Source organism: Achromobacter pestifer (assembly GCF_902859625.1).
In the GTDB taxonomy this organism is placed as follows: domain Bacteria; phylum Pseudomonadota; class Gammaproteobacteria; order Burkholderiales; family Burkholderiaceae_B; genus Achromobacter; species Achromobacter pestifer.
Window position 1 is genome coordinate 1 of the sequence record NZ_CADIJX010000008.1, and the last position, 22,430, is coordinate 22,430.

The following is a 22,430-nucleotide window of genomic DNA, read 5'->3' on the forward strand; positions in this document are numbered from 1 at the left end:
GGAAAACATCTGGGTGACGGATTTGGAAGGCGTGGTCTTCGAGGGCCGCACGGTCCTGATGGATCCGGACAAGGCGCGCTTTGCGCAGAAGACCGACGCCCGCAAGCTGGCTGAAGTGATCCAGGGCGCCGACGTGTTCCTGGGCCTGTCGGCCGGTGGCGTGCTGAAGCCTGAAATGGTCGCTGCGATGGGCCCGCGCCCGCTGATCCTGGCGCTGGCCAACCCCACGCCGGAAATCCTGCCGGAAGTGGCGCACGGCGTGCGCGACGACGTGGTCATGGCCACGGGCCGTTCGGACTACCCGAACCAGGTCAACAACGTGCTGTGCTTCCCGTACATCTTCCGTGGCGCGCTGGACGTGGGCGCCACGACCATCACGCGGGAAATGGAAATGGCGGCGGTGCACGCCATCGCCCAGCTGGCGGAAGAAGAGCAGAACGAGGTCGTGGCTGCCGCGTATGGCACCTATGACATTTCGTTCGGGCCGGAATACCTGATTCCGAAGCCGTTCGATCCGCGCCTGATCGTGCGCATCGCGCCGGCCGTGGCCAAGGCGGCGATGGACGGTGGCGTGGCCACGCGCCCGCTGGCTGACCTGGAAGCCTACGAAGAGCAATTGCAGCAGTTCGTGTACCACTCGGGCGCGTTCATGAAGCCGCTGTTCTCGGCAGCCAAGCGCATCGTGCGCAACGGCGGCAAGTCGCGCATTGTCTTCACCGAAGGCGAAGACGAGCGCGTGTTGCGTGCCGTGCAAGTGGTGGTGGACGAAGGCCTGGCGCGCCCCATCCTGGTGGGCCGTCCGGCGGTGCTGTTGTCGCGCATCGAGAAATTCGGCCTGCGCCTGCGCCTGGGCGAAGACGTCGAAGTGACCAATCCCGAATACGACGAACGCTTCCACCAATACTGGACGACGTACTGGGAACTGATGTGCCGTCGCGGCATCACCAAGGAAATGGCGCGCGTGGAAATGCGCCGCCGCCTGACCTTGATCGGCGCGATGATGGTGCACCTGGGCGACGCCGACGGGATGGTTTGCGGCACCGTGGGCGCCTATCACGACCATCTGCGTTTCGTGGATGAAGTCATTGGCCGCCGTCCGGGTCACAACGTGTATGCGGCCATGAACATCCTGCTGCTCAATGAGCGCACGGTGGTGCTGGTGGATACGCATGTGAACGACGAACCCACGGCGGAACAGATCGCGGAATTCACGGTGATGGCGGCGCAGGAAATGGCCCGCATGAACCTGGCGCCGAAGGTGGCGTTGCTGTCGCGGTCGAACTTCGGGTCGGGCAGCTCGGCTTCGGGCGCCAAGATGCGCCGCGCGCTGGAACTGGTGCGCGAAGCCGCGCCGGAAATCGAGATCGACGGCGAAATGCACGGCGACTGCGCGCTGGACGAGGCGCTGCGCATGCGCATCCTGCCGTCCTCCACGCTCAGGGGCGAAGCCAACCTGCTGGTGTGCCCGAACGTGGATGCCGGCAACATCGCCTACAACCTGCTCAAGACGGCAGCGGGCGGCAACGTGGCGGTGGGCCCGTTCCTGCTGGGCGCGAACGCGCCGGTGCACATCCTGACCTCAAGCTCGACGGTGCGCCGCATCATCAACATGGCGGCCATGACCGTGCTGGACGCCAACCGGGTGGACGCAGCCGTCTAAGACCCCGGCAAGCGGCGCGCAACGCGCCCGGCAGGCATCAACGCCCCGACAAGCCGCACCCGCGTGCCGCTTGCCGGGGCGTTTTTTCATGCGCGCGCGGATGCGGCGGGCGCAAGCATTCAGGGCAGGTGGGGCAACAGCCGCTGGGGCAGCGAATAGTTGTCGATATGGTCCCGGAACGCCGTAATGAACAGCTCCTCGGCCGCGCTGCGGTGCGCGTCCCCGTGCCAAAGCAGATGCAGGTCGGCGGCGCACACGCCTTCGCCCGGCGGCAAACGCCACAAGCGGCCTTCCGCAAGATCGGCCTGCACGCTGTGTTCGGGCAGGCAGCCGATGCCGAAGCCCGCCACCAGCAGGCGCTTGACCTCGTCATGCTGCGAGGACGTGGCGATGATGCTGCCCGAGAAGCCGCGCTGATCGCGAAAGATGGTCAAGGGCGACAGGCTGTCGCCCAAGGCGTCGCTGGCGAACGAGACAAAATTCTCGTTCAGCAGGTCTTCCATGCGGATGTCCGTGCGCCCGAACAGCGGATGGTGCTTGCCGCAGAACATGGCGTAGCGCTGTTGCAGGAACAGCTTGTGTTCCAACCGCTTTGGAATCTGCCGGCATAGCGCGATGCCGGCCGTCGCGCCACGCTGTTGCAGCACGTTTGCGATCTCGCTGCTGGGCAGCACGTCCATCTGGACTTCAATGCGTGGGTGTGCGCGATGAAAGCGCACCCAGAACTCGTCATACACCGCCGAATGGATGCGGCTGGCCACCAGCAGGTGGATTCTGCCCACCGTTTCTTCTTCCGCCTGCGCCACGTCACTGACCAGTTGCGACACGTTTCCATGGATGGCCAAGGCGGCCCGGCGCACCTCTTCCCCGGCCGGGGTGATGGCGAATTTGGAGTGATGCCGCTCGATCAGCCTGCGGTCCAGCTGCTGTTCAAGCCGGCGCAACGCCTGGCTGACCGCCGACTGCGTCAGGTGCAGTTTGATAGCAGCACCGCTAATGCTGCGCTCTTGGGCGATCACCAGAAAAGTCCGTAGAAGATTCCAGTCCAGGCGGTCGCCCACGCGCGCAATCGTCGCCGGAGCAATCGATGGTTCCTTCATAACACCTTGATCGATAAAGAATTGATGGGACGGCGGGCGGCCGGCAAGGGCAGTTCCGGCCATCATAGCGCAACATTAATTTAATTTAAGTCGATGATAAGAAATCAGAAATTGACCATGCCCATGGGCGCGGGCGATAAAGCCGCCATCAAATCCAAAAAATCCAAGGAGAAAACATGTCGGCCCCCGCCCCCTCATCCACCGCCAGGCAGCCCGTTCGCGCCGCTGCCGCGGCATTCATCGGAACCACCATCGAGTGGTACGACTTCTACATTTACGCCACGGCCGCCGCGCTGGTGTTCGGCAAGGTGTTCTTTCCCACCGCCGATCCGTTTGTCAGCACGATGGCGTCCTTTGGCACGTTCGCGGCGGGCTTTCTTGCGCGGCCGCTGGGAGGCCTGGTGTTCGGCCATCTGGGCGACCGCGTCGGGCGCAAGAATGCGCTGATGGCCACGTTGATCATCATGGGCGTGGCCACCGTAGGTATCGGCCTGTTGCCCAGCTATGCGCAGGCCGGCATGCTCGCGCCCGCGCTGTTGTTGCTGCTGCGCCTGGCGCAAGGCCTGGCCGTGGGCGGCGAATGGGGCGGCGCAGTGCTGATGGCGGGCGAACACGCCTCGCAGCGCCGGCGCACCTTCGCGGCGTCCTTCGCGCAGCTGGGCAGCCCGGCGGGCTTGATTCTGTCGCTGGTGGCATTCCGCCTGATCACGACCCTGGACGAAGCCGACTTTCTGGCCTGGGGCTGGCGCATCCCGTTCCTGGTCAGCGCTGTGCTGCTGGGGGTGGGCTACTTCATCCGCATCGGGGTCAGCGAATCGCCTGATTTCGCCAAGGTGCTGGCGCAACAGGAAACGTCCGAAGTGCCGGCGCGTGAAGTCCTGCGCACCGCCTGGCGCACGGTGTTGCTGTGCATGGGCGTGTGCACCGTGGCGATCGGCGGCATCTACTTCACCAACACGTTCATGCTGGCCTACACCACGCAGACGCTGGGCCTGGACCGCGCGATGATCCTGGACTGCCTGTTCGCCGTGGCCATCATCCAGCTGATCGTGCAGCCGCTGGCCGCCTGGTTCGCTGAATCGCTGGGCACGTCGCGCGTGTTGATGATCGCGGCGGCGTGCTCGGTATTGGCGCCGTATCCGATGTTCGTGTTGGTCAGCCATGCCACGCCGCTCAGCATCGTTGCCGGCATCGCGATCGTGCTGGTGTTCATGGCGACGATCTATTCGGCCATGGCTGGCTTCATCAGCGCGGCCTTCGAGACCCACGTGCGCTACTCGGGAATTTCGCTGTCGTATCAGCTGTGCGGCGCTGTCGCGGGCGGCTTCACGCCGTTGATCGGCACCTGGCTGTCGCATCAGTATCCCGGCCAATGGCTGCCGCTGGCGCTGTTCTATTCCGCGCTGTCGGCCATCACGCTCGTTTCGATATGGGGCCTGGCCAACCACAAGCCGCGCCAAGCCACTTCCCCTCGCGCCGTGACGCCCGCCGCCTGAGGCCGCGCGCGACGTTCACTTCAAGGAGACATCATGGATACCACTCAACTCCCCGCCGCATTGACGGCCGAACAGACTCGCCGCATCTTGCAGGCGGTGGATGACCGCTTCGATGCGCAGTTGGCTTTCACGCAGGATCTGGTGCGCTTTCCCTCGCTGCGCGAACAGGAGCACACCGCGCAGGACTTCTTGTACGAAGCGATGCGCCAGCGCGGCTTTGCGATGGACCGCTGGAAGATCGACGTCAAGGACATCGAGTCCCATCCGGGCTTTGGTCCCGTCACGGTCTCGTACGAGAACGCTTTCAATGTGGTCGGCACGTACCGGCCCGACGTGCAGACCGGGCGGTCGCTGATCTTGAACGGGCACGTGGACGTGGTGCCCACGGGGCCGCAGGATATGTGGAGCCGTTCACCGTGGGATCCGGCCATCATCGACGGCTGGATGTATGGCCGTGGCGCCGCCGACATGAAAGCGGGCCTAGCCGCCAACCTGTTCGCCTACGACGCCCTGCGCGCGGCGGGCTATGCACCGGCGGCACCCATCTATTTCCAATCGGTGGTCGAAGAGGAATGCACGGGTAACGGCGCGCTGGCCGCGCTGCTGCGCGGTTACAAGGCCGATGCGGTCATCATTCCCGAACCCGAAGAGAACATGCTGGTGCGCGCCAACGTGGGCGTTTTGTGGTTCAAGGTCCGCGTGCAAGGCCACCCCACGCATACACGCGAAATGGCCAACGGTTTCAACGCCATCGACGCCGCCTACGCCACCATCGAAGCGCTGCGCAAGCTGGAAACCAAGTGGAACGGGCAGCATCACTGCCACCGCCATTTCGAACACCTGGACCACCCCATCAACTTCAACATCGGCAAGATCGAAGGCGGCGACTGGCCTTCCACCGTGCCGCCGTGGTGCGAATTCGATGTGCGCGCCGCCATCTACCCCGGCACGACAGCGGACGAAGCGCGCGCCGAGATCGACGCCTGCCTGCAAGACGCCGTATCCGACCCCCGCCTGGGCGGAACGCCACCCGCCGTCACGTACACCGGCTTCTACGCCGAAGGCTACGTGCTGGAAGAAGGCTCCGACGCAGAAAACACGCTACGCGAGTGCCACCGCCAGGCGTTCCAAAGCGAACTGCAAAGCTTCACCACGCCAGGCTATCTGGACGCCCGCGTCTTCGTCATCTATGGCGATATGCCCACCTTGGTCTACGGCCCCAAGTCACTGGACATCCACGGCTTTGACGAGCGGGTGCATCTTGAATCGGTGCGCCTCATCACCAAGACCATCGCGCTGTTCATCGCGCAATGGTGCGGCGTGCAGGATTGAGTCAGGCGGGACGCTTCGTGTGGCCCTTCGCGTTGCCGTAATGAAAATGGCCCCGCTGGGGCCATTTTCCTGGTGAACGCTTCGCGTCAACACTGCATCAATTGCTGCTGGCCTTCCACGTGCCGTCGGGCTGCTTGCAGAACCAGAACTGCCACTTTTCGGTGGTGCTGGTGCGCGCAAAGTCGGCCACCAGGAAGCGACAGACGCGATCGTCCTTGACCTTCGTCGTTTGAGTGGGCGTAAGCCGCACGGTGATCGGCGCGGCCTTCTTGGGTTGTGTCTTGCTGGCCCAATCCGTGGGCTGGCCGTCGGCCGAGCTGTTCAGCGTCTGCGCGATGGCTTCATGGAACGAGGTCCTGTCGCCTTTGGGGATTTGCGTGATGAGCGAATTGTTCAGCATCACCGCAGGCGCGGCGGCCGCCGTCGCCGACATGCCGGCCGCGATGAGCAACGCGGCGAGAACGCGGGTGGTTTTCAAGATGGGCTCCCAGACTGTTGGATCAGATTGTCATGCTTATACCTGAGCCGATAGTACGCGAACCCATCCCTTTTGCAATGCGCCCGGCTTACATGGGGCGGGATTTACCCATGTACGGCGTGGCGTTCGGTTCCACGTTCGATACCTTGCCGGCGGCCTTGGCGGCGGCCAGTTCGGCCTGAACCTGGGCGCGGGTCGGGCCGTCGGACTTGGTGCCGTAGACGCCCTGGAAGGGAACGTTGTTGGGTTCCGTATTGGTCGATGCATAAGCGCTGCCGGCGCCCAGGGCGGCCAAGGACAGGATCACGGTGGTGGCAAAGGTCTTCATGGCGTATCTCCGATTTCAAAAGCGCGGGAGCGAATCCGGCGGCCTATCCGTCGATTTTCGTTGCGGTTTCCCGCAGGCTGACAAGGTGAAGCGACCTGCTGAAAAGTCCTCTGTTGAAGGAGGAACGGGGCGTTGGGCCTTATCTGGACATACGGGCCGCGAGGCCGAATGGATGCAGGGGGATAGCCAACGCCCTTCATCCATGCAAAAAAAAGGCCGCCATATTGCGGGCGGCCAAGGTACAACAAGGGGAGGGTTAAATCGTTACAGGGCAGATCAGTTGCCGTGGTAGACGCCAGCGAAGGGCATGTCGTTGGGTTCAACGTTGGACACCTGGCCTGCGGCCTTGGCGGCGGCTAGTTCGGCTTGCACTTCAGCGCGGGTCTTGCCCGACTGAGGAGCGCCGTAGACGCCTTGGAACGGCACGTTGTTCGGTTCGACGTTGGTCACCAGGCCGGCAGCCTTGGCCGTAGCCAGTTCGGCTTGCACTTGGGCGCGGGTCGGGCCTTCGTACGGGGTGCCGTACACGCCTTGGAACGGTACGTTGTTGGGTTCGATGTTTTGCGATGCGTAGGCGCCTGCGCTCAGGGCGGCCAAGGACAACATCAAAGCGGTAGCAAGGGTCTTCTTCATGGTAAATCTCCGATTTCAAGGGCCTGGGGGGCGAATCCGGCGGCCTATCCGTCGTGGTTCGTTGCTGTTTCCCGATGACTGAATTCTGCGCTAAATGAAGATAGGGATAAACCCGTATATCGGTAAAAGATATTTCCATAAATGGGATATTGATATTGAAAATAGTCAATAGTCCCTATCAATGGAACGGATAGCGCAGTCAATGCCTTGGGGGAGGCGGCATGGAACAGGTCCATCTGACGCATGAAAAGGCCACGCTGCTGATCACGCTGTACGCCAAGGCGGAGGAAAGCCGCTTGCCCGGCTCTCTATTGCAGGACCGCCATGCCGCCGAGGCGGTGACTCGCATTGACTATGACTTTTCCTCGCTGGGCATGCGCCAGGACGAAATGATTGGCCTGGCGATGCGGGCGTACACGCTGGATGCATGGGTGCGGGAGTTCATTGCCGCGCACCGTGGCGCCACTGTGCTGCATCTGGGCTGCGGTCTGGATACCCGGGTGTTCAGGGTGGATCCGCCGCCTGAGGTCAGTTGGTTCGAGGTGGATTATCCCGATGTCATCGAGCTGCGGCGCGCGTTGTATCCCGCGCGGCCGGGGGTTCAGTTGCTGGGTTCCGCGATGTCCAGCCTGGGCTGGCTATCGCAGGTGCCCACCGATAGACCGGCCTTGGTCGTGGCCGAAGGGCTGTTTCTGTATTTGCGCGAAGACGAGGTGCTGTCGTTGCTGCGCACGATTGCCACGCAGTTTCCCAGTGGTGAGATCGCGTTTGACGCCTATAGCCGGATGGGGCTTGCCCTGGCGTCGCGTAATCGCATGTTCAAGGCAACGGGTGCCGTGATGCGCTGGAGCCTGGACAATCCGCAGGATCTGGAAGCTCAGGTGCCCGGATTGCGGCTGCGTGATGAACAATGGCTCTATGAGGAAGACGATGGCAGGCAGTGGGCCAGATATTCCTGGCCCGCGCGGGCGGTGGTCTGGCTGATGCGGCGAATCGCGCCGTTGCGGCGTCTGGGCAGGCTGTTGCGCTACCGGTATTAGCCGCGCCGCGTCAGTAGTGGGGCGGCAGTTCGTCGCGCAGGCTGCGAAAAGGCGCGGCCCCTTCGGGCGCCTGCTGGCGCAGGTCGGCCACTTCGCGCAGCAGCCGGTCTATCTGCTGTTGCTGGCGGACGATGATCTGGTTCAGTTGCTCCAGCAGGTCGTCCGCGAAGCTGGACTTGACCTCTAGTTCGAGCAGGCGGCGTTCGATGTCTTGCATGGGTTCCATGGCGGCTATTAGAACCTATTCCCGCTTTGCGTTTCCAATGGCGATTGCGGGTCGATGGTTTCCACGGGAGATGAATTTGACGATGCAGGTCGGACGGCGTGGCATGACGCGGAAACCAGCGGGGCATTGGAGCCTGCGCTGGGCCGCGCGGGGTTCATTGGCGGCAGGGTTGGCGAACGGCTTGGCGGGGGGCGCCTGGGCGCAGCAGACGGAAGCCACTTTGTCCCCCGTTGTCGTGACGGGGACGCGCCTGGGCACGTCCGTGCTGGAGACGCCCGCTTCGGTGGACGTGGTCGAGGGCGCCATCATGCGCCGGAGACAGCCTGGCATCAATCTGTCCGAGGGGTTGGCTGGCGTGCCGGGTCTACAGATTCAGAACCGGCAGAATTACGCGCAGGACTTGCAGATTTCCAGCCGGGGCTTCGGCGCGCGGTCCACCTTTGGCGTGCGTGGCGTGCGGCTGTACGTGGATGGCATTCCGGCCACCATGCCGGACGGACAAGGGCAGACTTCCAATATCGATATCGGTTCGATCGATCGTGTCGAGGTGCTGCGGGGGCCATTCTCCGCGCTGTACGGGAATTCGTCGGGCGGGGTGATTCAGGTCTACACGGAAGACGGCGCACCGCCGCCCACGCTTTCGGCAAGCGGGTGGGGCGGCAGCGATGGCACCTGGCGCTACGGCGTGAAAGCCAGCGGCGGCCGTACGGACGGATTCGACTATGTGCTGGACGCCACCCGCTTCACAACCGATGGCTACCGCGACCACAGCGCGGCGCGCAAGAACCTGGCCAATGCCAAGCTGGGCCTGCAATGGGATGACGCCAGCCGCTTGACCATCGTGGTCAACAGCGTGGACTTGAAGGCGCAAGACCCGCTGGGCCTGACGTATCAGCAGTTTCAGGACGACCCGCGCGCGGCGCCCTTGGCCGAGCAATACAACACGCGCAAGACGGTGCGGCAGACGCAGGGCGGCGTGGTCTACGAGCGGCAGGTGGACAGCCGCAATACCTTGCGCGTGATGGCGTATGTCGGCCAGCGCGACACGACGCAATACCAGGCGATTCCGCCAGCCGCGCAATTGGCGCCGACGCAGGCAGGCGGCGTCATTGACCTTGCGCGCCAGTACGGCGGCGCGGATGTGCGCTGGACCTCCGAGCAGGATCTGGCCGGCCGGCCGCTGACGCTGATTGGCGGGTTTTCCTACGATTCGATGCGTGAAGACCGCAAGGGTTATCAGAACTTCACCGGCACGGGCGCCGATCAGCGGCTGGGCGTGCAAGGCGCGTTGCGGCGCGACGAAACCAACACCGTCTATAACGCCGATCCCTATGTGCAGTTGTCGTGGAAGGTATCGGCGCGTTGGACGCTGGATGCGGGCTTGCGCTACAGCACGGTCAGTTTTGATTCCAGTGACCACTACATCGTGCCTGGCAATGGCGACGATAGCGGCGATGCACGCTATCGCAAGGCGCTGCCGGTGGCCGCGCTGCGCTACGCGGTCAATCCGGACGTCAGTGTGTATGCCTCGTATGGGCGCGGCTTCGAGACTCCCACGCTGAACGAGATCTCGTATCGGCCGGGCGGTCAGCCGGGGTTGAATTTTGGGCTGGCGCCTTCGCTAAGCACCAATCTTGAAGCCGGCGTGAAGGCGCGCGTAGCGGAGGGTCTGGCGACGGCGGCCGTTTTCCACACGGGCACCGACAACGAGATCGTGTCGGCCGGCAGTTCTGGCGGGCGCACCACCTATCAGAATGCGGGCCGTACGCGGCGCGATGGCGTGGAGTTGAGCTGGTCGGGAGACATCGCTGCGCACTGGCGTACGCAGGTCGCCTATACCTGGTTGAACGCGCGCTATGCGGACGACGGCGCGGGCGCCATACGCGCCGGCAACAAGATTCCCGGTATTGCGCGGCAGGCGGTATTCGCGTCCCTGGCCTGGGCGCCGCCCGAGGGCTGGCAGGCTTCCGTGGAAGGACGCTACCTGAGCAAGATCTACGTGAACGACGCGAACGACCAGGAGGCGCCCGCCTACTTCGTGGCGGCGCTGAGCGCCGGCTATGTGAAGCGCTTGGGCGCATGGGAATTGAATGCGTATGCGCGGGTGGACAACCTGTTCGACAAACGCTATGCGGGGTCCGTGATCGTCAATGAGAGCAACGGCCGTTACTACGAGCCCGCGGCAGGACGTAGCGCCGGATTGGGGGTGGGAGTGGCGTACCGGTTCTAGCGCGCGCAGCCGTCAGTCAGGCGTATCCGGGTAGCAGACGCCGTAGTCTTCGCAAGCGGGGCAGCCGGGGGCGGCCGACGGGGGCAGCCCGGCGTGTTCACAGGCCGAATAGGCCAGGAATTTCTTCCAGCGCAAATTGTTCACGTTGCGTATCACCAGGCTGGGATAGTGGCGTGCCAGCAGGAAAGTCACGTCTTCGCGGCCAGACAGGCCCAGGTCGCGCCAGAGGTGGTCGGGTCGCAGGCAGGCGTGTACCAGCACGCCCGTGACCCAGGGCGTGGTTTCGGGGCCGGGAGCGCGATAGGCGTCCAGCAGCACGCGCAGCAGCAAGGTGAAACCCAGCTGCGGGTCGCCCCGCCCGCTCAGGGCGTACCCCGCGTACTGTTCCCGCAGCGCAGACAGCCGGGCATCGTCCGATGCCAGGGCTCCCGGAAACAGGTGGTTCAGCAAGTGCAGGAGTTCGTCGGGGCAAAGGCCGCTGCGCGCCAGGTCCTGATGCGCCAGGCTGGTGCCGATCACCGTCGCGAAGAAACCCGCGTCGGGATGGCCGGGCGGCGAATGATGCAGCAGGGCGCGAGCAAATCGCTGGGCTGGCGTGCGAGAGTCTGCCGCAGCGGGCGGGGGGGTGAGTACGGCATCCATGGGGGCAGCAGCAGGCGCAGAAGTCGTTCAAATGTTAATGAAAGCGTTATATTGCGGAATATATAACGAAAGTCACGAATGCTCGCGATATTGTGGACAAAGGTGTGTCGGGACTTACCCGGGATGGGGCTTTCCCCAGGGGTATGATCGGTGTCCCTGATTTCCTGGTTTCCGTTCCCGCATGCCGCGCCGCTTCCTTCCCGTAGTCTCCCGCATGTCCGCCGCGATCCTGGTGGCGTTGGCTGGCCTGGCGGCAGCGCCGCCGCCGGCCGTGGCCTCTGACATCGGCGCCGTCATCGAATCCGTTCGTTTGTCGCGCTACCCCTTGCGCGAGCCGGAGCGCCGTGTCTGGGGCACCGAAAATGTCCGCGACGTGGTGCTGGTCGGCCAGATGGAGAACCGCCTGTACCTGTACCGGTACGTGCGCGGAACCGGCAAGGAATTCCGCCTGGACTTCCGCTCGCAGCCGCTGGTGATCGATCCGGCTGCCTGGCAAGCGTCGCGCGAAGAGCGCGTGGCGGTCAGGGTGCCGCGCAATGACGTGCCGCTCTATTGGGTGGGCTATGCCTACAACGACACGGACGCCCCGCGCGCCGACGGCTTTCTGGTGGACGCCACGGGAAATGTCGCTACCGTTCATGCCGAGGCCGGCCTTGCCGTCGTCACTGCCAACCAGCCCTGGGACGAGGCGCGCAAGGCGCAGGCCCTGACCACCTTGCAAGAGGCGCTGAAGAGCTACCCCAGCCGCCTGAAGTCGTTTCCCGCCGAGGTGCGCTTTGAGCATCAGGCGCCGGTGGACGTGACGGCCACGTTCCGTACCTTGCACCAGGTGGCGTTTGCCATCCCGCGCGCCAAGACGGCCCAGTTCGGCCGCGCGCTGGCAGACTTGCGCCGCTTCGTGATGGAACAGGACTATCGCGAGATTGATCCCGGTGGCAAAGATCCTGACATGCTGGCGGCGTTGAATGACTACGGCTTCTGGCTGGCCGAGTCGGGTGATGCCGTGCAGGCCGACCGCATTCTCAGCGACGTGCTGCGGCGTGATCCCTCGCGCACGGCGGCGTATCTGAACCGCGGCGACGCCCGCTGGGCGCAGAGCGTGAAGGGGGGCGACAGGCGCGCTTACTTCGAGGTGCTGGCACGCGAGGACTACCGTCTGTATTGCACCAACCGCCTGGTGGAGAAAGCGCCGATCCCAAGCAATATCGCCAGCCGCATCGGCGCAGCCTTGAACGAGAAGGTACTGAATGCCGATGCCTGCCGGCCCCGGTTGGCGATCTTCAAGGCGATCCAGGCAGACGACCTGGACGCGGTGCGCGCCCAATTGGCGGCCGGACAAGATCCGAATGGCGTGAACGAGAACGGCACGTCGGCGCTGGCCGTGGCGGTGTCGCTCAAGCAGCTGGACACCGTGCGGGTCTTGTTGGCGGCGGGGGCGAAGGCGGACGGGCCCAACAATGGATTCCTGCTGTTGGCCAGCGCGTTGCCGGAGGGTAGCGACACACGACCGGCGGCCGAGCGCTATGCCCTGGCGGATGTCTTGATCGCCGCAGGTGCGCCGTTGGACGCCGGCGACTCCAACGGCACGCCACTGCTGGTGCGGCGCATTTCGTACTACAGCGAAGACAAGGACAATCTGACCTATCTGCTGGCCAAAGGCGCCAATCCGAATGTGCGCGAAAAGAATGGCCGGTCGGCGCTGCATGCCGCGATGGGGTCGCCGAAGCGGTTCTGGTTTGCCGAGCAACTGCTGGCCAAGGGCGCGGACATCAATGCCGCCTATGTCCGCATGTACTACGGCAACCGCGGCATGTGGGAAACCCCATTGCTGGAAGCCCTGCGCGAATCGATCAGCGGCGAATTGACGCCGACGGTGACCTATCCGATCCCCGAGCGCGTGAGCTTCGCGCTGGCCCACGGCGCGGACCCGGCAGTGGGCGGCTACAGCGCCAACAAGACTCCTGAGCGCAACGGTTTGAACGAGGCGTTGAGCCTGGCGGTGCGCACGATGCAGCCCGCGCTGGTGGACCAGTTGGCCAAAGCCGCTGGCCAGCCGCAGATGCCGCTGACGCCGGAATCGCTATCCAGCTTGCTCAGCGTGTGGAATCAGGTCGAGATCCGCGCGGCCATCAAGCAGAACAGTCCGGAATGGGACGGCCAACGCGCCAGGCTGCGCGCGACGGCCGAACGCCTGCTGGCGGCGGGCGTGCCGCTTGTTCGGGCGAATGATGCCACCGGCCTTGCCAACAACGGCATCGCGCCGCTGAGCCTGCCGTGGTTGCCCGATGATCTGTATCTGGCCTGGCTCACGCAGGGGGCGGACGCTTCCGACCGGACGGATCCCAACATCCGCATCCAGGACGTGGCGGACGCCGATGCCTTGCCGCTGGTGACGATGCTGCAACGGGGCAATGAAGCCAAGGCGCAAGCGTTGATGGCGCACGACGCCGGGTTGTATCGCACGCCTTGGCGTTGTGGCATGGCGGTGGCCGATGTGCTGGCCTGGCAACTGAGCAATACCGGGCCGATCAGCCCGACGGGCGCGCGCGCGGTGAGGCAAGTGCTGGAAGGGGCCGAAGCCGCGGCCAGTTGCGACCTGCGCCAGACTGCGCGCGTGCAGCCCTTCGTGGGCCGTTCCGCGATTGACCTGGCCAGGCAGGCGGGTGTCACGCTGACCGTGACGGCGCCGAAGTGACGCCGCCGAAGTGACGCCGCCGAAATAACGTTGCCAAAGCCAGGCCGCCAACGTCGCGCCGCCCCAGCGCATAAAACAAAACAGGCACCCGAAGGTGCCTGTTTTTTTGCATCAACGGCAAGCCGTCTTTACATGGCGTGACCCATGTTCACGTTCATGTTGTACAGCACCCATGCCGAACCGCCGACAATGATGGAGATGATTATCACGGTGAAGACGAAGGCGGCCAGGTTGTCGCGAGCCGACTTCGAGGCGCCCATGTGCAGGAAGTACACCAGTTGCACCAGCAACTGGAGCACGCACAGTGCCACCACGCCGATGATGGTGACGGTGTGGGACAGTGCACCGTGCATCACCAGGCCGAACGAGCCGAAGGTGAGCAACAGCGAAAGCACGAAACCGATGATGTAGGACTTCAGGCTGCCGTGATCGGCGGCGTGATCGTCGTGGCCGTGTGCGGCCGCAGCGGAGTGCGACATCAGATGGCTCCCAAAAGATAGACGAAGGTGAAGACGCAGATCCAGACGATGTCCAGGAAGTGCCAGAACAGGCTCAGGCACGCCAGACGACGCTTGTTGATCGAGTCCAGGCCATGGCGGCGAATCATGTCCAGCAGGACGATGATCCAGATCAGGCCGAAGGTGACGTGCAGGCCGTGCGTGCCGATCAGCGTGAAGAACGCCGACAGGTAAGCACTGCGGCCCGGGCCGGCGCCTTCAGTGATCAGGTGATGGAATTCCCAGACTTCCATCGCGATGAAGCCTGCACCGAACAGGAACGTCACCATCAACCAGCCCATGGCGCGGGACTTGTTGTTGGCGTGGACGTTCAGGTTGGCCATGCCGAAGGTGAAGCTGGAGAACAGCAGCAACAGCGTTTCGACCAGCACGAACTTCAGGTCAAACAGTTCTTTGCCCGTGGGGCCGCCCGCGGTGGCGTTGGACAGCACCGCGAACGTGGCGAACAGGACCGAGAAGATCAGCAAGTCGCTCATCAGATAGACCCAGAAACCGAAAACGGTCTTGGATCCATCGTCATGATGCGCGTGATCGTCGTGACCCGCGTGGGGGTGAGTGGCTACGGCTTGAATCATGGCTCAGGCGGCCTTTTGCATTTTGTCAAAGTGAGCGTTTTCGATACGTTCGACTTCCGCGGCCGGGACCCAGTAGTCGATGTCGCGGTCATAGGCGCGAACAATGAACGAACCGATCATGCCGACGAAACCGACGATCGACAGCCACCAGATGTGCCAGATCAGCGCAAAGCACATGACCAGGCCAAAGGCGCCGATGAACACGCCAACGGCGGTGTTGCGCGGCATATGGATGTCTTCGTACTTGGCGGGGCGCTTGTAGGCCTTGCCGCTTTGCTTGTCTTCCCAGAACTGGTCCAGTTCATCAACGTGAGGAACGTGGGCGAAGTTGTAGAAAGGAGCCGGCGACGAAATCGCCCATTCCAGGGTACGGCCATCCCAGGGATCGCCGGTGACGTCCTGGTTTTGCTTGCGCTGGCGAACCGACACGAACACTTGTTGCAGCAGGAACCAGATGCCCAGCATGATCAGCGCGGCGCCAGCCAGCGCGACCAGCAGGTACGGCTGCCATTCGGGGTTGTCGTAGTGATTCAGGCGGCGCGTCATGCCCTTGAAGCCCAGGATGTACAGGGGCATGAAGGCCATGAAGAAACCGACGAACCAGCAGTAGAACGAGTAGCGGCCCAGACGTTCATTCAGCGTGAAGCCGAACGCCTTCGGGAACCAGTACGTCATGCCCGCGATACAACCGAACACCACGCCACCGATGATGGTGTTGTGGAAGTGGGCGATCAGGAACAAGCTGTTGTGCAGCACGAAGGACACGCCGGGGATGGCCAGCATCACGCCGGTCATGCCGCCGATGACGAAGACGATCATGAAACCCAGCGTCCACAGCACCGGCGTCGTGATGCGCAGGCGGCCGCGGTAGATGGTGAACAGCCAGTTGAAAATCTTGGCCCCGGTCGGGATCGAGATAATCATTGTCGCAATGCCGAAGAAGGCATTGACGTTGGCCCCCGCTCCCATGGTGAAGAAGTGGTGCAGCCAGACCAGGAACGACAGCACGCCGATGGCGGCCGTGGCGTAAACCATGGACTTGTAGCCGAACAGCGTCTTGCGGGCAAAGGTGGCAACAATTTCCGAATACACGCCAAACGCCGGCAGCACCAGAATGTAGACCTCGGGGTGGCCCCAGATCCAGATCAGGTTCACGTACATCATGACGTTGCCGCCCATGTCGTTCGTGAAGAAGTGCGTGCCCAGATAGCGGTCCATGGTCAGCAGCGCGAGCGTGGCGGCCAGGACGGGGAAGGCGGCGACGATCAGCACGTTGGTGACCAGCGAGGTCCACGTGAAAATCGGCATCTTCATCAGGCTCATGCCCGGTGCGCGCATGCGCAGGATGGTCACGATGAAGTTGATGCCGCTAAGCGTTGTGCCCAGCCCGGATATCTGCAATGCCCAGATGTAATAGTCCACCCCGACGCTTGGGCTGTAGTCCAGTCCAGACAGCGGCGGATAGGCCAACCAGCCGGTCGCGGCGAATTCGCCCACGAACAGCGAGATCATCATCAGCGCGACGCCAGCACCGAACAGCCAGAAGCTCAGCGAGTTCAGGAACGGGTAGGCCACGTCGCGGGCGCCGATTTGCAGCGGCACCACGATGTTCATCAGCCCGGTAATGAAGGGCATCGCCATGAAGAAAATCATGATGACGCCGTGGGCGGTGAAGATCTGGTCGTAGTGATGGGGGGGCAGGAAGCCGGCGGAGTCGGCGGACGCGACCGCCAACTGGGTGCGCATCATGATGGCGTCGGCAAAGCCGCGCAGCAGCATGATCAGCGCGACGATGATGTACATCACGCCGATGCGCTTGTGGTCGACCGAGGTCAGCCATTCCGTCCAAAGGTACTTCCACTTGCCGAAGTACGTCACGGCGCCGAAGACCGCTAGGCCTCCCAGGCACACGGCGGCCAACGTAATCATGACGATAGGTTCATGATACGGAATGGCCTCGAGGGTAAGTTTCCCGAGCATTGTTAGTTAATTCCTGCGATCAGATTGTTCGACGTGGTGGTGCACGTGGCGTCGTCCACGCCGGCCATCTTGGACATGGTGCTGCCCAGGACGAAATCAAACATGGCGGGAGGGGCCGAGGAGTACTTGACGACCGGATTGCGCTCGCTGCGCTTGGTCAGCTCTGCATAAACCTCGGGGGTCAGCGCCGTGGGCGAAGCCTTGGCTTCCTTGACCCAGTTGTCGAACCCTTCTTGCGTCGTGGCGATGGCCTTGAAGCGCATGCCGGAGAAACCGGCGCCGCTGTAGTTGGCCGAGATGCCCGCGTAGGTGCCGGCTTCGGTCGCATTCAGGTGCAGCTTCGTTTCCATGCCGGCCATCGAGTAGATCTGGCTACCCAGCTGGGGGATGAAGAACGAGTTCATCACCGATGCCGACGTGATACGGAAGTTGACCGGGACGTCCACGGGGAACGCGATCTCGTTGACCGTGGCGATGTCGTATTCGGGGTAGATGAACAGCCACTTCCAATCCAGCGAAACCACCTCGATGGTGATCGGCTTGTGTTCGGATACGAGCGGCTTGTAGGGATCCAGCGCGTGCGTGGAGCGCCAGGTGATCACGGCAAGAATCGCCACGATGATACAAGGAACGGTCCAGACCACGACTTCGATCGACGTGGAGTGGGCCCACTTGGGCTGGTAGTCGGCTTTGGTATTGGATGCGCGGTATTTCCACGCAAACGCCACAATCATGATCAGCACTGGAATCACGACGATGAGCATGAGCCCCGTTGCCGTGAACAGTAAGGTCTTTTCCTGGGCGCCAATATCTCCCTTGGGGGAGAGGATTTCCATGTTGCAGCCGCCAAGCAGCATGACCGCGCCAACGCCGAAAATGCGCGTAAGGGTCGCAAGGAGGGGGTGTTTCACGTACAGCCTTGGATGGAAGGTTGGAAATGCTGCGAGGCAGCAGACTGGAATGCTGCCAAGCAGCAACGTCCATCCTATCGGCTTGATATCGGTCAAGCATGCGACGAATGGTCGCATTGCCTGGGAGGAATCTGCCCCCAATGGAGCAGATTCAGGGTTTTCCTAGGGGAGCAGATGCCCCGGGGCCAGGGGGTGGGGTGCGACGATATGTCGCACCTGCACATGGGGTGTTGTAAAGATGTGTCGCACCCGCACAATCAATCAACGAGGACTTCGCGTTCCGGCCCCGGTTTCTTGGCCAGCTTGCGCTGCAACGAGCGCCGGTGCATGCCCAGCAGGCGGGCCGCGGCGGACACGTTGCCGCCGGTTTCGTGCAGGGCCTGATGAATGTGTTCCCATTCTAGGCGGTGCAACGGCGTCATGGTCGTTTCGATCGTAACGGATTCTGGCTTCACCAGACCCAGCGTGCGCAGGATCATCGGCGCGGTGGCCGGTTTGGGCAGATAGTCGTCGGCGCCGCGCTTGATGGCTTCCACGGCGGTAGCCACGCTGGCGTAGCCCGTGACCAGCAGGATGCGCATGTCCGCGCGCAACGCGCGCAGGGGGCGGATCAGGGTCAGGCCGGAATCTTCGCCCAGGCGCAGGTCCACCAGGGCGAAGGCGGGGCGGATTTCCTCGGCCACGCGCAGCGCCTCGGCGATGCCCGTGGCGGTTCGGGTTTCCAGGCCGCGACGCGACAGGCTGCGCTGCAAGGTGCGCACATAGAGCTCGTCGTCGTCGATCAGCAGGCCAAGGTCGGTAGGATTCATCACTCTCAAGTTCCGGGGTTGCCCAGGGGCAGGTAAAAGCGGATGCGGGTGCCTCCCCCCACGGCGGCGGTCATGGTCATTTCGCCGCCCAGTTGTTCCACGGTGGCGTGCGACAGCGCCAGGCCCACGCCCAGCCCTCCCGGCTTGCCGCTGTTGAACAGGCTGGTCGCGGGCAGCAGGGTCTGGTCAGGGTCAAAGCCCCGCCCATAGTCCCGGACTTCGCCGCGCAAAGCGCCATAGCCATATTCCAGATGCAGGTCCACGCGGGGCGCCTCGGCGGCTTCGCCGGCATCCGCCGCATTGTTCAAGAGCGCTTGCAGCAGGTGCGCGATTGCCGGATCCACTCGCAGGCTGGTCGGAAGGGCGCCCGAGCGTTGCAGGTCGATCGTTGGCCGGATCAGACGCCATTGCCCCACCACGCGGACCAGATCCACCGCGGTTGGGACCGCCAGATTGCGGATGCGTTCCCGGCATAGGGCCAGTAATTGGCTCAAGGTGGCTACGTCGGCACGCAAGTCTTCGTCTTTGACCTCGGCCGCGATTTCGTCGGCCAGCAGGGTCATGGTGGCCAGCGGGGTATTCAGTTCGTGCGCCATGGCGGCGGCGTGGGTGGCCAGCGCGACGATGCCCTCGTTGCGGGTGAAGCGTTCGCGCAGGCGGGCCAATTCGCGCTCGCGGGCGCGCAGGTCGGATGCGAGGCGGGTGGAGAACACCAGCACGACCACCACGGAAATCAGGAAGTTGGCGCCCAGGCCCCAGAGCAGCAAGGAATGGGTGTCCACGTCGCCGCGCAGGGGCTGGCCGAAGATGCCTGCCGCCGCATAGCCGGAAATGCCCGCCACCGCCGCCGCCAGCGCCCAGTTGCGCGGCAACGCCAGCGCCGCCAGGGCCGTCAGGATCAGGAACATCATGCCGAACGGGTTGCTGATGCCGCCGCTCCAGCCCACCATCCATGACAAGACGGCCATGTCCACGAACAGATGGCCGAAGGCCGTGGCGTGGGAGAGGTCGCGCGGATGGCGCAGGCGCAGGCTGGCGTAAGCGTTGAACCCGATCAGCACGCCGACGCCTATCCAGAGCGGCTCAAGCGGCAGGGCAATGCCCAGCACGCTGCTGGCCAGCAGGATGGTGGCGGCTTGGCCGGCGATGGCGAGCCAGCGCAGGCTGCATAAGGTACGCAGGAATGAAAAGGCGGAACTACCGGGCATATCCAGACACAGAGGTGCCGGCGAGCCCGCCGGCGGGTCAAGCGCCCGGCGGCGCGGAACGCAGGCATCCGGCGCGCGGCGCGAAAGGCCGGCTACCGTCGAGCCGGACTAGGGCGTCGACGGCGGATGTGCTGGCATTGTATAGGCGATTCAGCGATGAACGCGGGCAGGGGATCGCTAAGTTTGTCCCCAATATTCGCCGGCTGATGGCCCCTTGCACTAGTGGATATCGGACATGCCGCTGTGGGCCATGGCCGGGGGCGGGTAGTCTTCCTGGTCGGACGCCATCTGGCCTTGGACTTCGGCCTGCTGCAATTCCTGCTCGACCTGGGCGCGGGATTCCGACTGCGTGGACGCGACGGGGGGCGGGTAGTCCTCCTGGCCGAAGGTGTATTGGCCGTTCGCCTTGGACTGCGCCAGTTCAGCGGCTACCTGATCCGAGGTCTTGGCGGTGGGGGCGGGGTAGGTGACGCGCCAGTCGCCGTAAAGATCGCGCTTGTATTGCGTGGTCTGGGCCTGAGCAGCCCCGGTGACGGCCAAGCCGGCGCAAAGCAACAACGTGGTGGTGAGGGTCTTCATGAAACGCTCCTGGCAAACAAAGCCTGCGGCCGGTCTGGCCGCGCCGTCATCCGCGATGCTGCCAACGGATGATTTCCTGGATGCGGGAATGCCTGGGCGGGCGCATGAAAACGGCGCTCGTCCGGTCTTTTCAATTCGACAGGGCGAGCGCCGGGGCGTTGCAGGGAAATCGGAGGCGGGCCAAGAAAGGTATTTCACGCCTGAAGTACAGGTGTCATTCCGCTTTCAGGGGGCATGGCCTGTTCGGCAGCAGCAGCGGGACCCCCGTCTTCTCAGCGAGGCGGCGGTCCAGGTTTTCCCATGCCTATATATAGAGAGATAGCGGCTTAGTGGCCGTGCTGCGCCGCCGGGGCCGCGCCGGCCTTCGCGTTCAGCGCGCGAGCGTCGGCCTGGACCGGCACGCGGCGCTGTTGCTGCTTGGCGTCTTCCACCACCAGCGTCAGCGCGATGCGGTCGCCCGGTTGGATCTGCCGGGCCAGGTCGATGAGCATGACGTGGTAGCCACCGGGCTTCAGTTCCACCGGCTGGCCGGCGGGCAGATCGATGCCGGGCACCTGGCGCATTTTCATCACGTTGTCCTGCATGGCCATTTCGTGGACTTCCACGTGCTTGGCGGCATCGGATTCCACGGCAACCAGGCGGCCGGGGACGGCCGAGGTCAGGCGCATGAAGGCGCCGGTGGCATGCTGGCTGGGCACGGTGGCGCGCACCCAGGCATCTTCCACCTTCAGCGTAGCGTCCTGCGCCAGGGCGGCGGGCGCCAGCCCGGCCAATGCGCACAGGGACAGGGCAGCGGCCAGCGACTTGAGCGACATATTCTTGGTCATGGTTTTTCTCTATCTGATGAGTGGCGTTTGGGGGTTACAGCACCGTGCGCAGGTCTTCCACGCATTGTTCCGCGGTCTGCTGGTGGCGCAGGGCAAGCCGCAGCTTGCCTTGGGCGTCGATGATGTAGGTCAGCGCGGTGTGGTCCATGGTGTAGGACGAGCCGGTGGCGACCTTTTGATAGAACACCTTGAAGGATTGGGCAGCGGCGCGGGTTTGCTCCGCATCACCGCGCAAGCCCACGAACGCCGGGTCGAAGGCCTGGGTGTAGGCCTGAAGGATCTCGGGCGTGTCGCGCTCGGGGTCGACGGTGATGAACAGGACGCGCAGCTTGTCGGCATCGGCGCCCAGCAAGCCCTTGATCTCGATGGCGCGTGTCAGCGCTGTCGGGCAGATGTCCGGGCATTGCGTGAAACCGAAGAACAACATGATGGGATGGCCGCGGTAGTCGGCCAGGCGGCGCGTCTGGCCTCCGGTGTCTTGTAATTGGAAGTCGCCGGTTGGCATGCCGGACAGGTCCATGCCGTGCAGCTTGGGGGCATCGGGCCCGCAGCCCGTCAGGGCCAGCAGGGCCAGGGAGGACAGCAACAGGCGCCGCCGGGGATCGGGCGCATGGGCATGCGCCGCGCCAGCGGGCGCGCGCAGAAAGGGAGAGAGCATGAAAACCTCTTGGGTCGACGGGTCGGCAAGGCGCGCGGCGGGGCCGCGCGGTCAGGCGAAGTCAGGCCAAGAAGGGCGGGGCGCGGGAACCGAGGGGCGGGCCTTGAGCGGCCAGCGCGGGCAGAGCGCGGTAAGCCGGCGGGGGCGGAACATACTGCCCCGCAGGCAGAACCATGGGTGTCAGCGCGGGAGTGGGCGCGGGCGCGATATGCGCAAGCAGCCCGAAGGGGCATTGCGCACCCGTCTTGGCGCCGTCATGTTCGGGCTTTTCGCCGCCGCCCGTGTTGGCAAGCGCCAAGCTCAGCGTGGACAGGTCGCCCGCAGCGGAGCAGAACGTGACTTGCAAGCGGCCGTCATGCAGTGCGCGGACGTCCGGCATGTAGCCCGTTGGCACCAGCGCGCGCAAGGTCAGGGCCAGAAGCGCCAGCCACAGCACGCCACGGGCGCGCGCGGCGCACCCCAGGCGATGGAGGCGGGTCAGGTCAGGCATGGTGCCATTTTAGTC

At 64.0% G+C, this 22,430-nt stretch carries 21 protein-coding genes and 1 pseudogene; 6 read left to right on the forward strand and 16 right to left on the reverse strand.

Features of this window, described 5'->3' with window-relative positions:
* A partial coding sequence (locus HV753_RS24915; protein ID WP_175177267.1) for a phosphate acyltransferase occupies window positions 1-1,660 on the forward strand: 1,660 nt, incomplete at its 5' end.
* 119 nt (window positions 1,661-1,779) lie between these two features.
* On the opposite strand, the gene HV753_RS24920 is transcribed toward HV753_RS24915, so the two are convergent.
* Complete coding sequence (locus tag HV753_RS24920; RefSeq protein ID WP_175177268.1) at window positions 1,780-2,760, reverse strand: LysR family transcriptional regulator; 981 nt, start codon at window positions 2,758-2,760, stop codon at window positions 1,780-1,782.
* Between the two features lie 176 nt (window positions 2,761-2,936).
* Here HV753_RS24920 and HV753_RS24925 point away from each other — a divergent pair, with 176 nt between their 5' ends.
* Window positions 2,937-4,256: an MFS transporter gene (locus HV753_RS24925; protein WP_175177269.1), complete on the forward strand. Its 1,320-nt coding sequence runs from the start codon at window positions 2,937-2,939 to the stop codon at window positions 4,254-4,256.
* A gap of 33 nt (window positions 4,257-4,289) precedes the next feature.
* Complete coding sequence (locus HV753_RS24930; RefSeq protein WP_175177270.1) at window positions 4,290-5,588, forward strand: ArgE/DapE family deacylase; 1,299 nt, start codon at window positions 4,290-4,292, stop codon at window positions 5,586-5,588.
* Window positions 5,589-5,685: 97 nt separating this feature from the next.
* Here HV753_RS24930 and HV753_RS24935 read toward each other — a convergent pair whose 3' ends face one another.
* From HV753_RS24935 to HV753_RS24945, 3 genes and pseudogenes are all read right to left on the reverse strand, one after another.
* Window positions 5,686-6,066: a hypothetical protein gene (locus HV753_RS24935; protein WP_175177271.1), complete on the reverse strand. Its 381-nt coding sequence runs from the start codon at window positions 6,064-6,066 to the stop codon at window positions 5,686-5,688.
* 139 nt (window positions 6,067-6,205) lie between these two features.
* Window positions 6,206-6,394, reverse strand: a pseudogene (locus tag HV753_RS24940) (DUF4148 domain-containing protein); the annotation flags it as partial.
* 276 nt (window positions 6,395-6,670) lie between these two features.
* Window positions 6,671-7,027: a DUF4148 domain-containing protein gene (locus HV753_RS24945; protein WP_175177273.1), complete on the reverse strand. Its 357-nt coding sequence runs from the start codon at window positions 7,025-7,027 to the stop codon at window positions 6,671-6,673.
* Between the two features lie 221 nt (window positions 7,028-7,248).
* Between HV753_RS24945 and HV753_RS24950 the strand changes: the two genes are divergently transcribed.
* On the forward strand, window positions 7,249-8,067 hold the full coding sequence (locus HV753_RS24950; RefSeq protein WP_175177274.1) for a class I SAM-dependent methyltransferase: 819 nt from the start codon (window positions 7,249-7,251) through the stop codon (window positions 8,065-8,067).
* Window positions 8,068-8,077: 10 nt separating this feature from the next.
* Here the strand turns inward: HV753_RS24950 and HV753_RS24955 are convergent, their stop codons facing one another.
* Entirely contained in the window at window positions 8,078-8,293 is a 216-nt protein-coding gene (locus tag HV753_RS24955) for a SlyX family protein (protein ID WP_175177275.1), read from the reverse strand.
* 103 nt (window positions 8,294-8,396) lie between these two features.
* Between HV753_RS24955 and HV753_RS24960 the strand changes: the two genes are divergently transcribed.
* A complete protein-coding gene (locus HV753_RS24960) occupies window positions 8,397-10,523 on the forward strand; it encodes a TonB-dependent receptor (protein ID WP_246288391.1) in 2,127 nt (708 codons plus the stop codon).
* A 12-nt stretch (window positions 10,524-10,535) separates the two neighbouring features.
* On the opposite strand, the gene HV753_RS24965 is transcribed toward HV753_RS24960, so the two are convergent.
* Window positions 10,536-11,165, reverse strand: coding sequence for a nitrogen fixation protein NifQ (locus tag HV753_RS24965; RefSeq protein WP_175177276.1), 630 nt, complete (start codon window positions 11,163-11,165; stop codon window positions 10,536-10,538).
* A gap of 214 nt (window positions 11,166-11,379) precedes the next feature.
* Between HV753_RS24965 and HV753_RS24970 the strand changes: the two genes are divergently transcribed.
* The gene (locus HV753_RS24970; protein ID WP_175177277.1) at window positions 11,380-13,860 is read left to right on the forward strand and encodes an ankyrin repeat domain-containing protein; all 2,481 of its coding nucleotides are present in this window, start codon (window positions 11,380-11,382) and stop codon (window positions 13,858-13,860) included.
* Window positions 13,861-13,988: 128 nt separating this feature from the next.
* Here HV753_RS24970 and cyoD read toward each other — a convergent pair whose 3' ends face one another.
* From cyoD to HV753_RS25020, 10 genes are all read right to left on the reverse strand, one after another.
* Window positions 13,989-14,339, reverse strand: a complete 351-nt coding sequence (cyoD, locus tag HV753_RS24975) for a cytochrome o ubiquinol oxidase subunit IV (RefSeq protein ID WP_175177278.1) — start codon at window positions 14,337-14,339, stop codon at window positions 13,989-13,991.
* Window positions 14,339-14,953 carry a cytochrome o ubiquinol oxidase subunit III gene (gene cyoC, locus HV753_RS24980; protein WP_175177279.1) on the reverse strand — a complete coding sequence of 205 codons (615 nt, stop codon included), beginning with the start codon at window positions 14,951-14,953 and terminating at the stop codon, window positions 14,339-14,341. Before cyoC ends, cyoD begins: the two co-directional genes overlap by 1 nt.
* Before the next feature lie 3 nt (window positions 14,954-14,956).
* The gene (gene cyoB, locus HV753_RS24985) at window positions 14,957-16,933 is read right to left on the reverse strand and encodes a cytochrome o ubiquinol oxidase subunit I (RefSeq protein ID WP_175177280.1); all 1,977 of its coding nucleotides are present in this window, start codon (window positions 16,931-16,933) and stop codon (window positions 14,957-14,959) included.
* 2 nt (window positions 16,934-16,935) lie between these two features.
* Window positions 16,936-17,844 carry a ubiquinol oxidase subunit II gene (gene cyoA / locus HV753_RS24990; protein ID WP_175177281.1) on the reverse strand — a complete coding sequence of 303 codons (909 nt, stop codon included), beginning with the start codon at window positions 17,842-17,844 and terminating at the stop codon, window positions 16,936-16,938.
* Between the two features lie 257 nt (window positions 17,845-18,101).
* A complete protein-coding gene (locus tag HV753_RS24995) occupies window positions 18,102-18,653 on the reverse strand; it encodes a response regulator transcription factor (protein WP_006221322.1) in 552 nt (183 codons plus the stop codon).
* Window positions 18,654-18,658: 5 nt separating this feature from the next.
* Entirely contained in the window at window positions 18,659-19,861 is a 1,203-nt protein-coding gene (locus tag HV753_RS25000) for an ATP-binding protein (protein ID WP_175177282.1), read from the reverse strand.
* A gap of 219 nt (window positions 19,862-20,080) precedes the next feature.
* Window positions 20,081-20,440 carry a DUF4148 domain-containing protein gene (locus HV753_RS25005; protein WP_175177283.1) on the reverse strand — a complete coding sequence of 120 codons (360 nt, stop codon included), beginning with the start codon at window positions 20,438-20,440 and terminating at the stop codon, window positions 20,081-20,083.
* 326 nt (window positions 20,441-20,766) lie between these two features.
* The gene (locus HV753_RS25010; protein WP_175177284.1) at window positions 20,767-21,267 is read right to left on the reverse strand and encodes a copper chaperone PCu(A)C; all 501 of its coding nucleotides are present in this window, start codon (window positions 21,265-21,267) and stop codon (window positions 20,767-20,769) included.
* Between the two features lie 34 nt (window positions 21,268-21,301).
* The gene (locus HV753_RS25015; RefSeq protein ID WP_175177285.1) at window positions 21,302-21,925 is read right to left on the reverse strand and encodes an SCO family protein; all 624 of its coding nucleotides are present in this window, start codon (window positions 21,923-21,925) and stop codon (window positions 21,302-21,304) included.
* A 61-nt stretch (window positions 21,926-21,986) separates the two neighbouring features.
* Window positions 21,987-22,415, reverse strand: a complete 429-nt coding sequence (locus HV753_RS25020) for a DUF2946 family protein (RefSeq protein WP_175177286.1) — start codon at window positions 22,413-22,415, stop codon at window positions 21,987-21,989.
* Window positions 22,416-22,430: the final 15 nt, after the last annotated feature.

Bases quoted from the DNA above. Each gene is read 5' to 3' on its own strand.
- HV753_RS24945 (WP_175177273.1), bottom strand. From the start codon at position 7,027: ATGAAGAAGACCCTTGCTACCGCTTTGATGTTGTCCTTGGCCGCCCTG.
- HV753_RS24960 (WP_246288391.1), top strand. From the start codon at position 8,397: ATGACGCGGAAACCAGCGGGGCATTGGAGCCTGCGCTGGGCCGCGCGG.
- HV753_RS24925 (WP_175177269.1), top strand. From the start codon at position 2,937: ATGTCGGCCCCCGCCCCCTCATCCACCGCCAGGCAGCCCGTTCGCGCC.
- cyoD (WP_175177278.1), bottom strand. From the start codon at position 14,339: ATGTCGCACTCCGCTGCGGCCGCACACGGCCACGACGATCACGCCGCC.
- HV753_RS24965 (WP_175177276.1), bottom strand. From the start codon at position 11,165: ATGGATGCCGTACTCACCCCCCCGCCCGCTGCGGCAGACTCTCGCACG.
- HV753_RS24970 (WP_175177277.1), top strand. From the start codon at position 11,380: ATGTCCGCCGCGATCCTGGTGGCGTTGGCTGGCCTGGCGGCAGCGCCG.
- HV753_RS24920 (WP_175177268.1), bottom strand. From the start codon at position 2,760: ATGAAGGAACCATCGATTGCTCCGGCGACGATTGCGCGCGTGGGCGAC.
- HV753_RS25015 (WP_175177285.1), bottom strand. From the start codon at position 21,925: ATGCTCTCTCCCTTTCTGCGCGCGCCCGCTGGCGCGGCGCATGCCCAT.
- cyoB (WP_175177280.1), bottom strand. From the start codon at position 16,933: ATGCTCGGGAAACTTACCCTCGAGGCCATTCCGTATCATGAACCTATC.
- HV753_RS24995 (WP_006221322.1), bottom strand. From the start codon at position 18,653: ATGAATCCTACCGACCTTGGCCTGCTGATCGACGACGACGAGCTCTAT.
- HV753_RS24950 (WP_175177274.1), top strand. From the start codon at position 7,249: ATGGAACAGGTCCATCTGACGCATGAAAAGGCCACGCTGCTGATCACG.
- HV753_RS24955 (WP_175177275.1), bottom strand. From the start codon at position 8,293: ATGGAACCCATGCAAGACATCGAACGCCGCCTGCTCGAACTAGAGGTC.
- HV753_RS25005 (WP_175177283.1), bottom strand. From the start codon at position 20,440: ATGAAGACCCTCACCACCACGTTGTTGCTTTGCGCCGGCTTGGCCGTC.
- cyoC (WP_175177279.1), bottom strand. From the start codon at position 14,953: ATGATTCAAGCCGTAGCCACTCACCCCCACGCGGGTCACGACGATCAC.
- HV753_RS24930 (WP_175177270.1), top strand. From the start codon at position 4,290: ATGGATACCACTCAACTCCCCGCCGCATTGACGGCCGAACAGACTCGC.
- HV753_RS25020 (WP_175177286.1), bottom strand. From the start codon at position 22,415: ATGCCTGACCTGACCCGCCTCCATCGCCTGGGGTGCGCCGCGCGCGCC.
- HV753_RS25000 (WP_175177282.1), bottom strand. From the start codon at position 19,861: ATGCCCGGTAGTTCCGCCTTTTCATTCCTGCGTACCTTATGCAGCCTG.
- HV753_RS25010 (WP_175177284.1), bottom strand. From the start codon at position 21,267: ATGACCAAGAATATGTCGCTCAAGTCGCTGGCCGCTGCCCTGTCCCTG.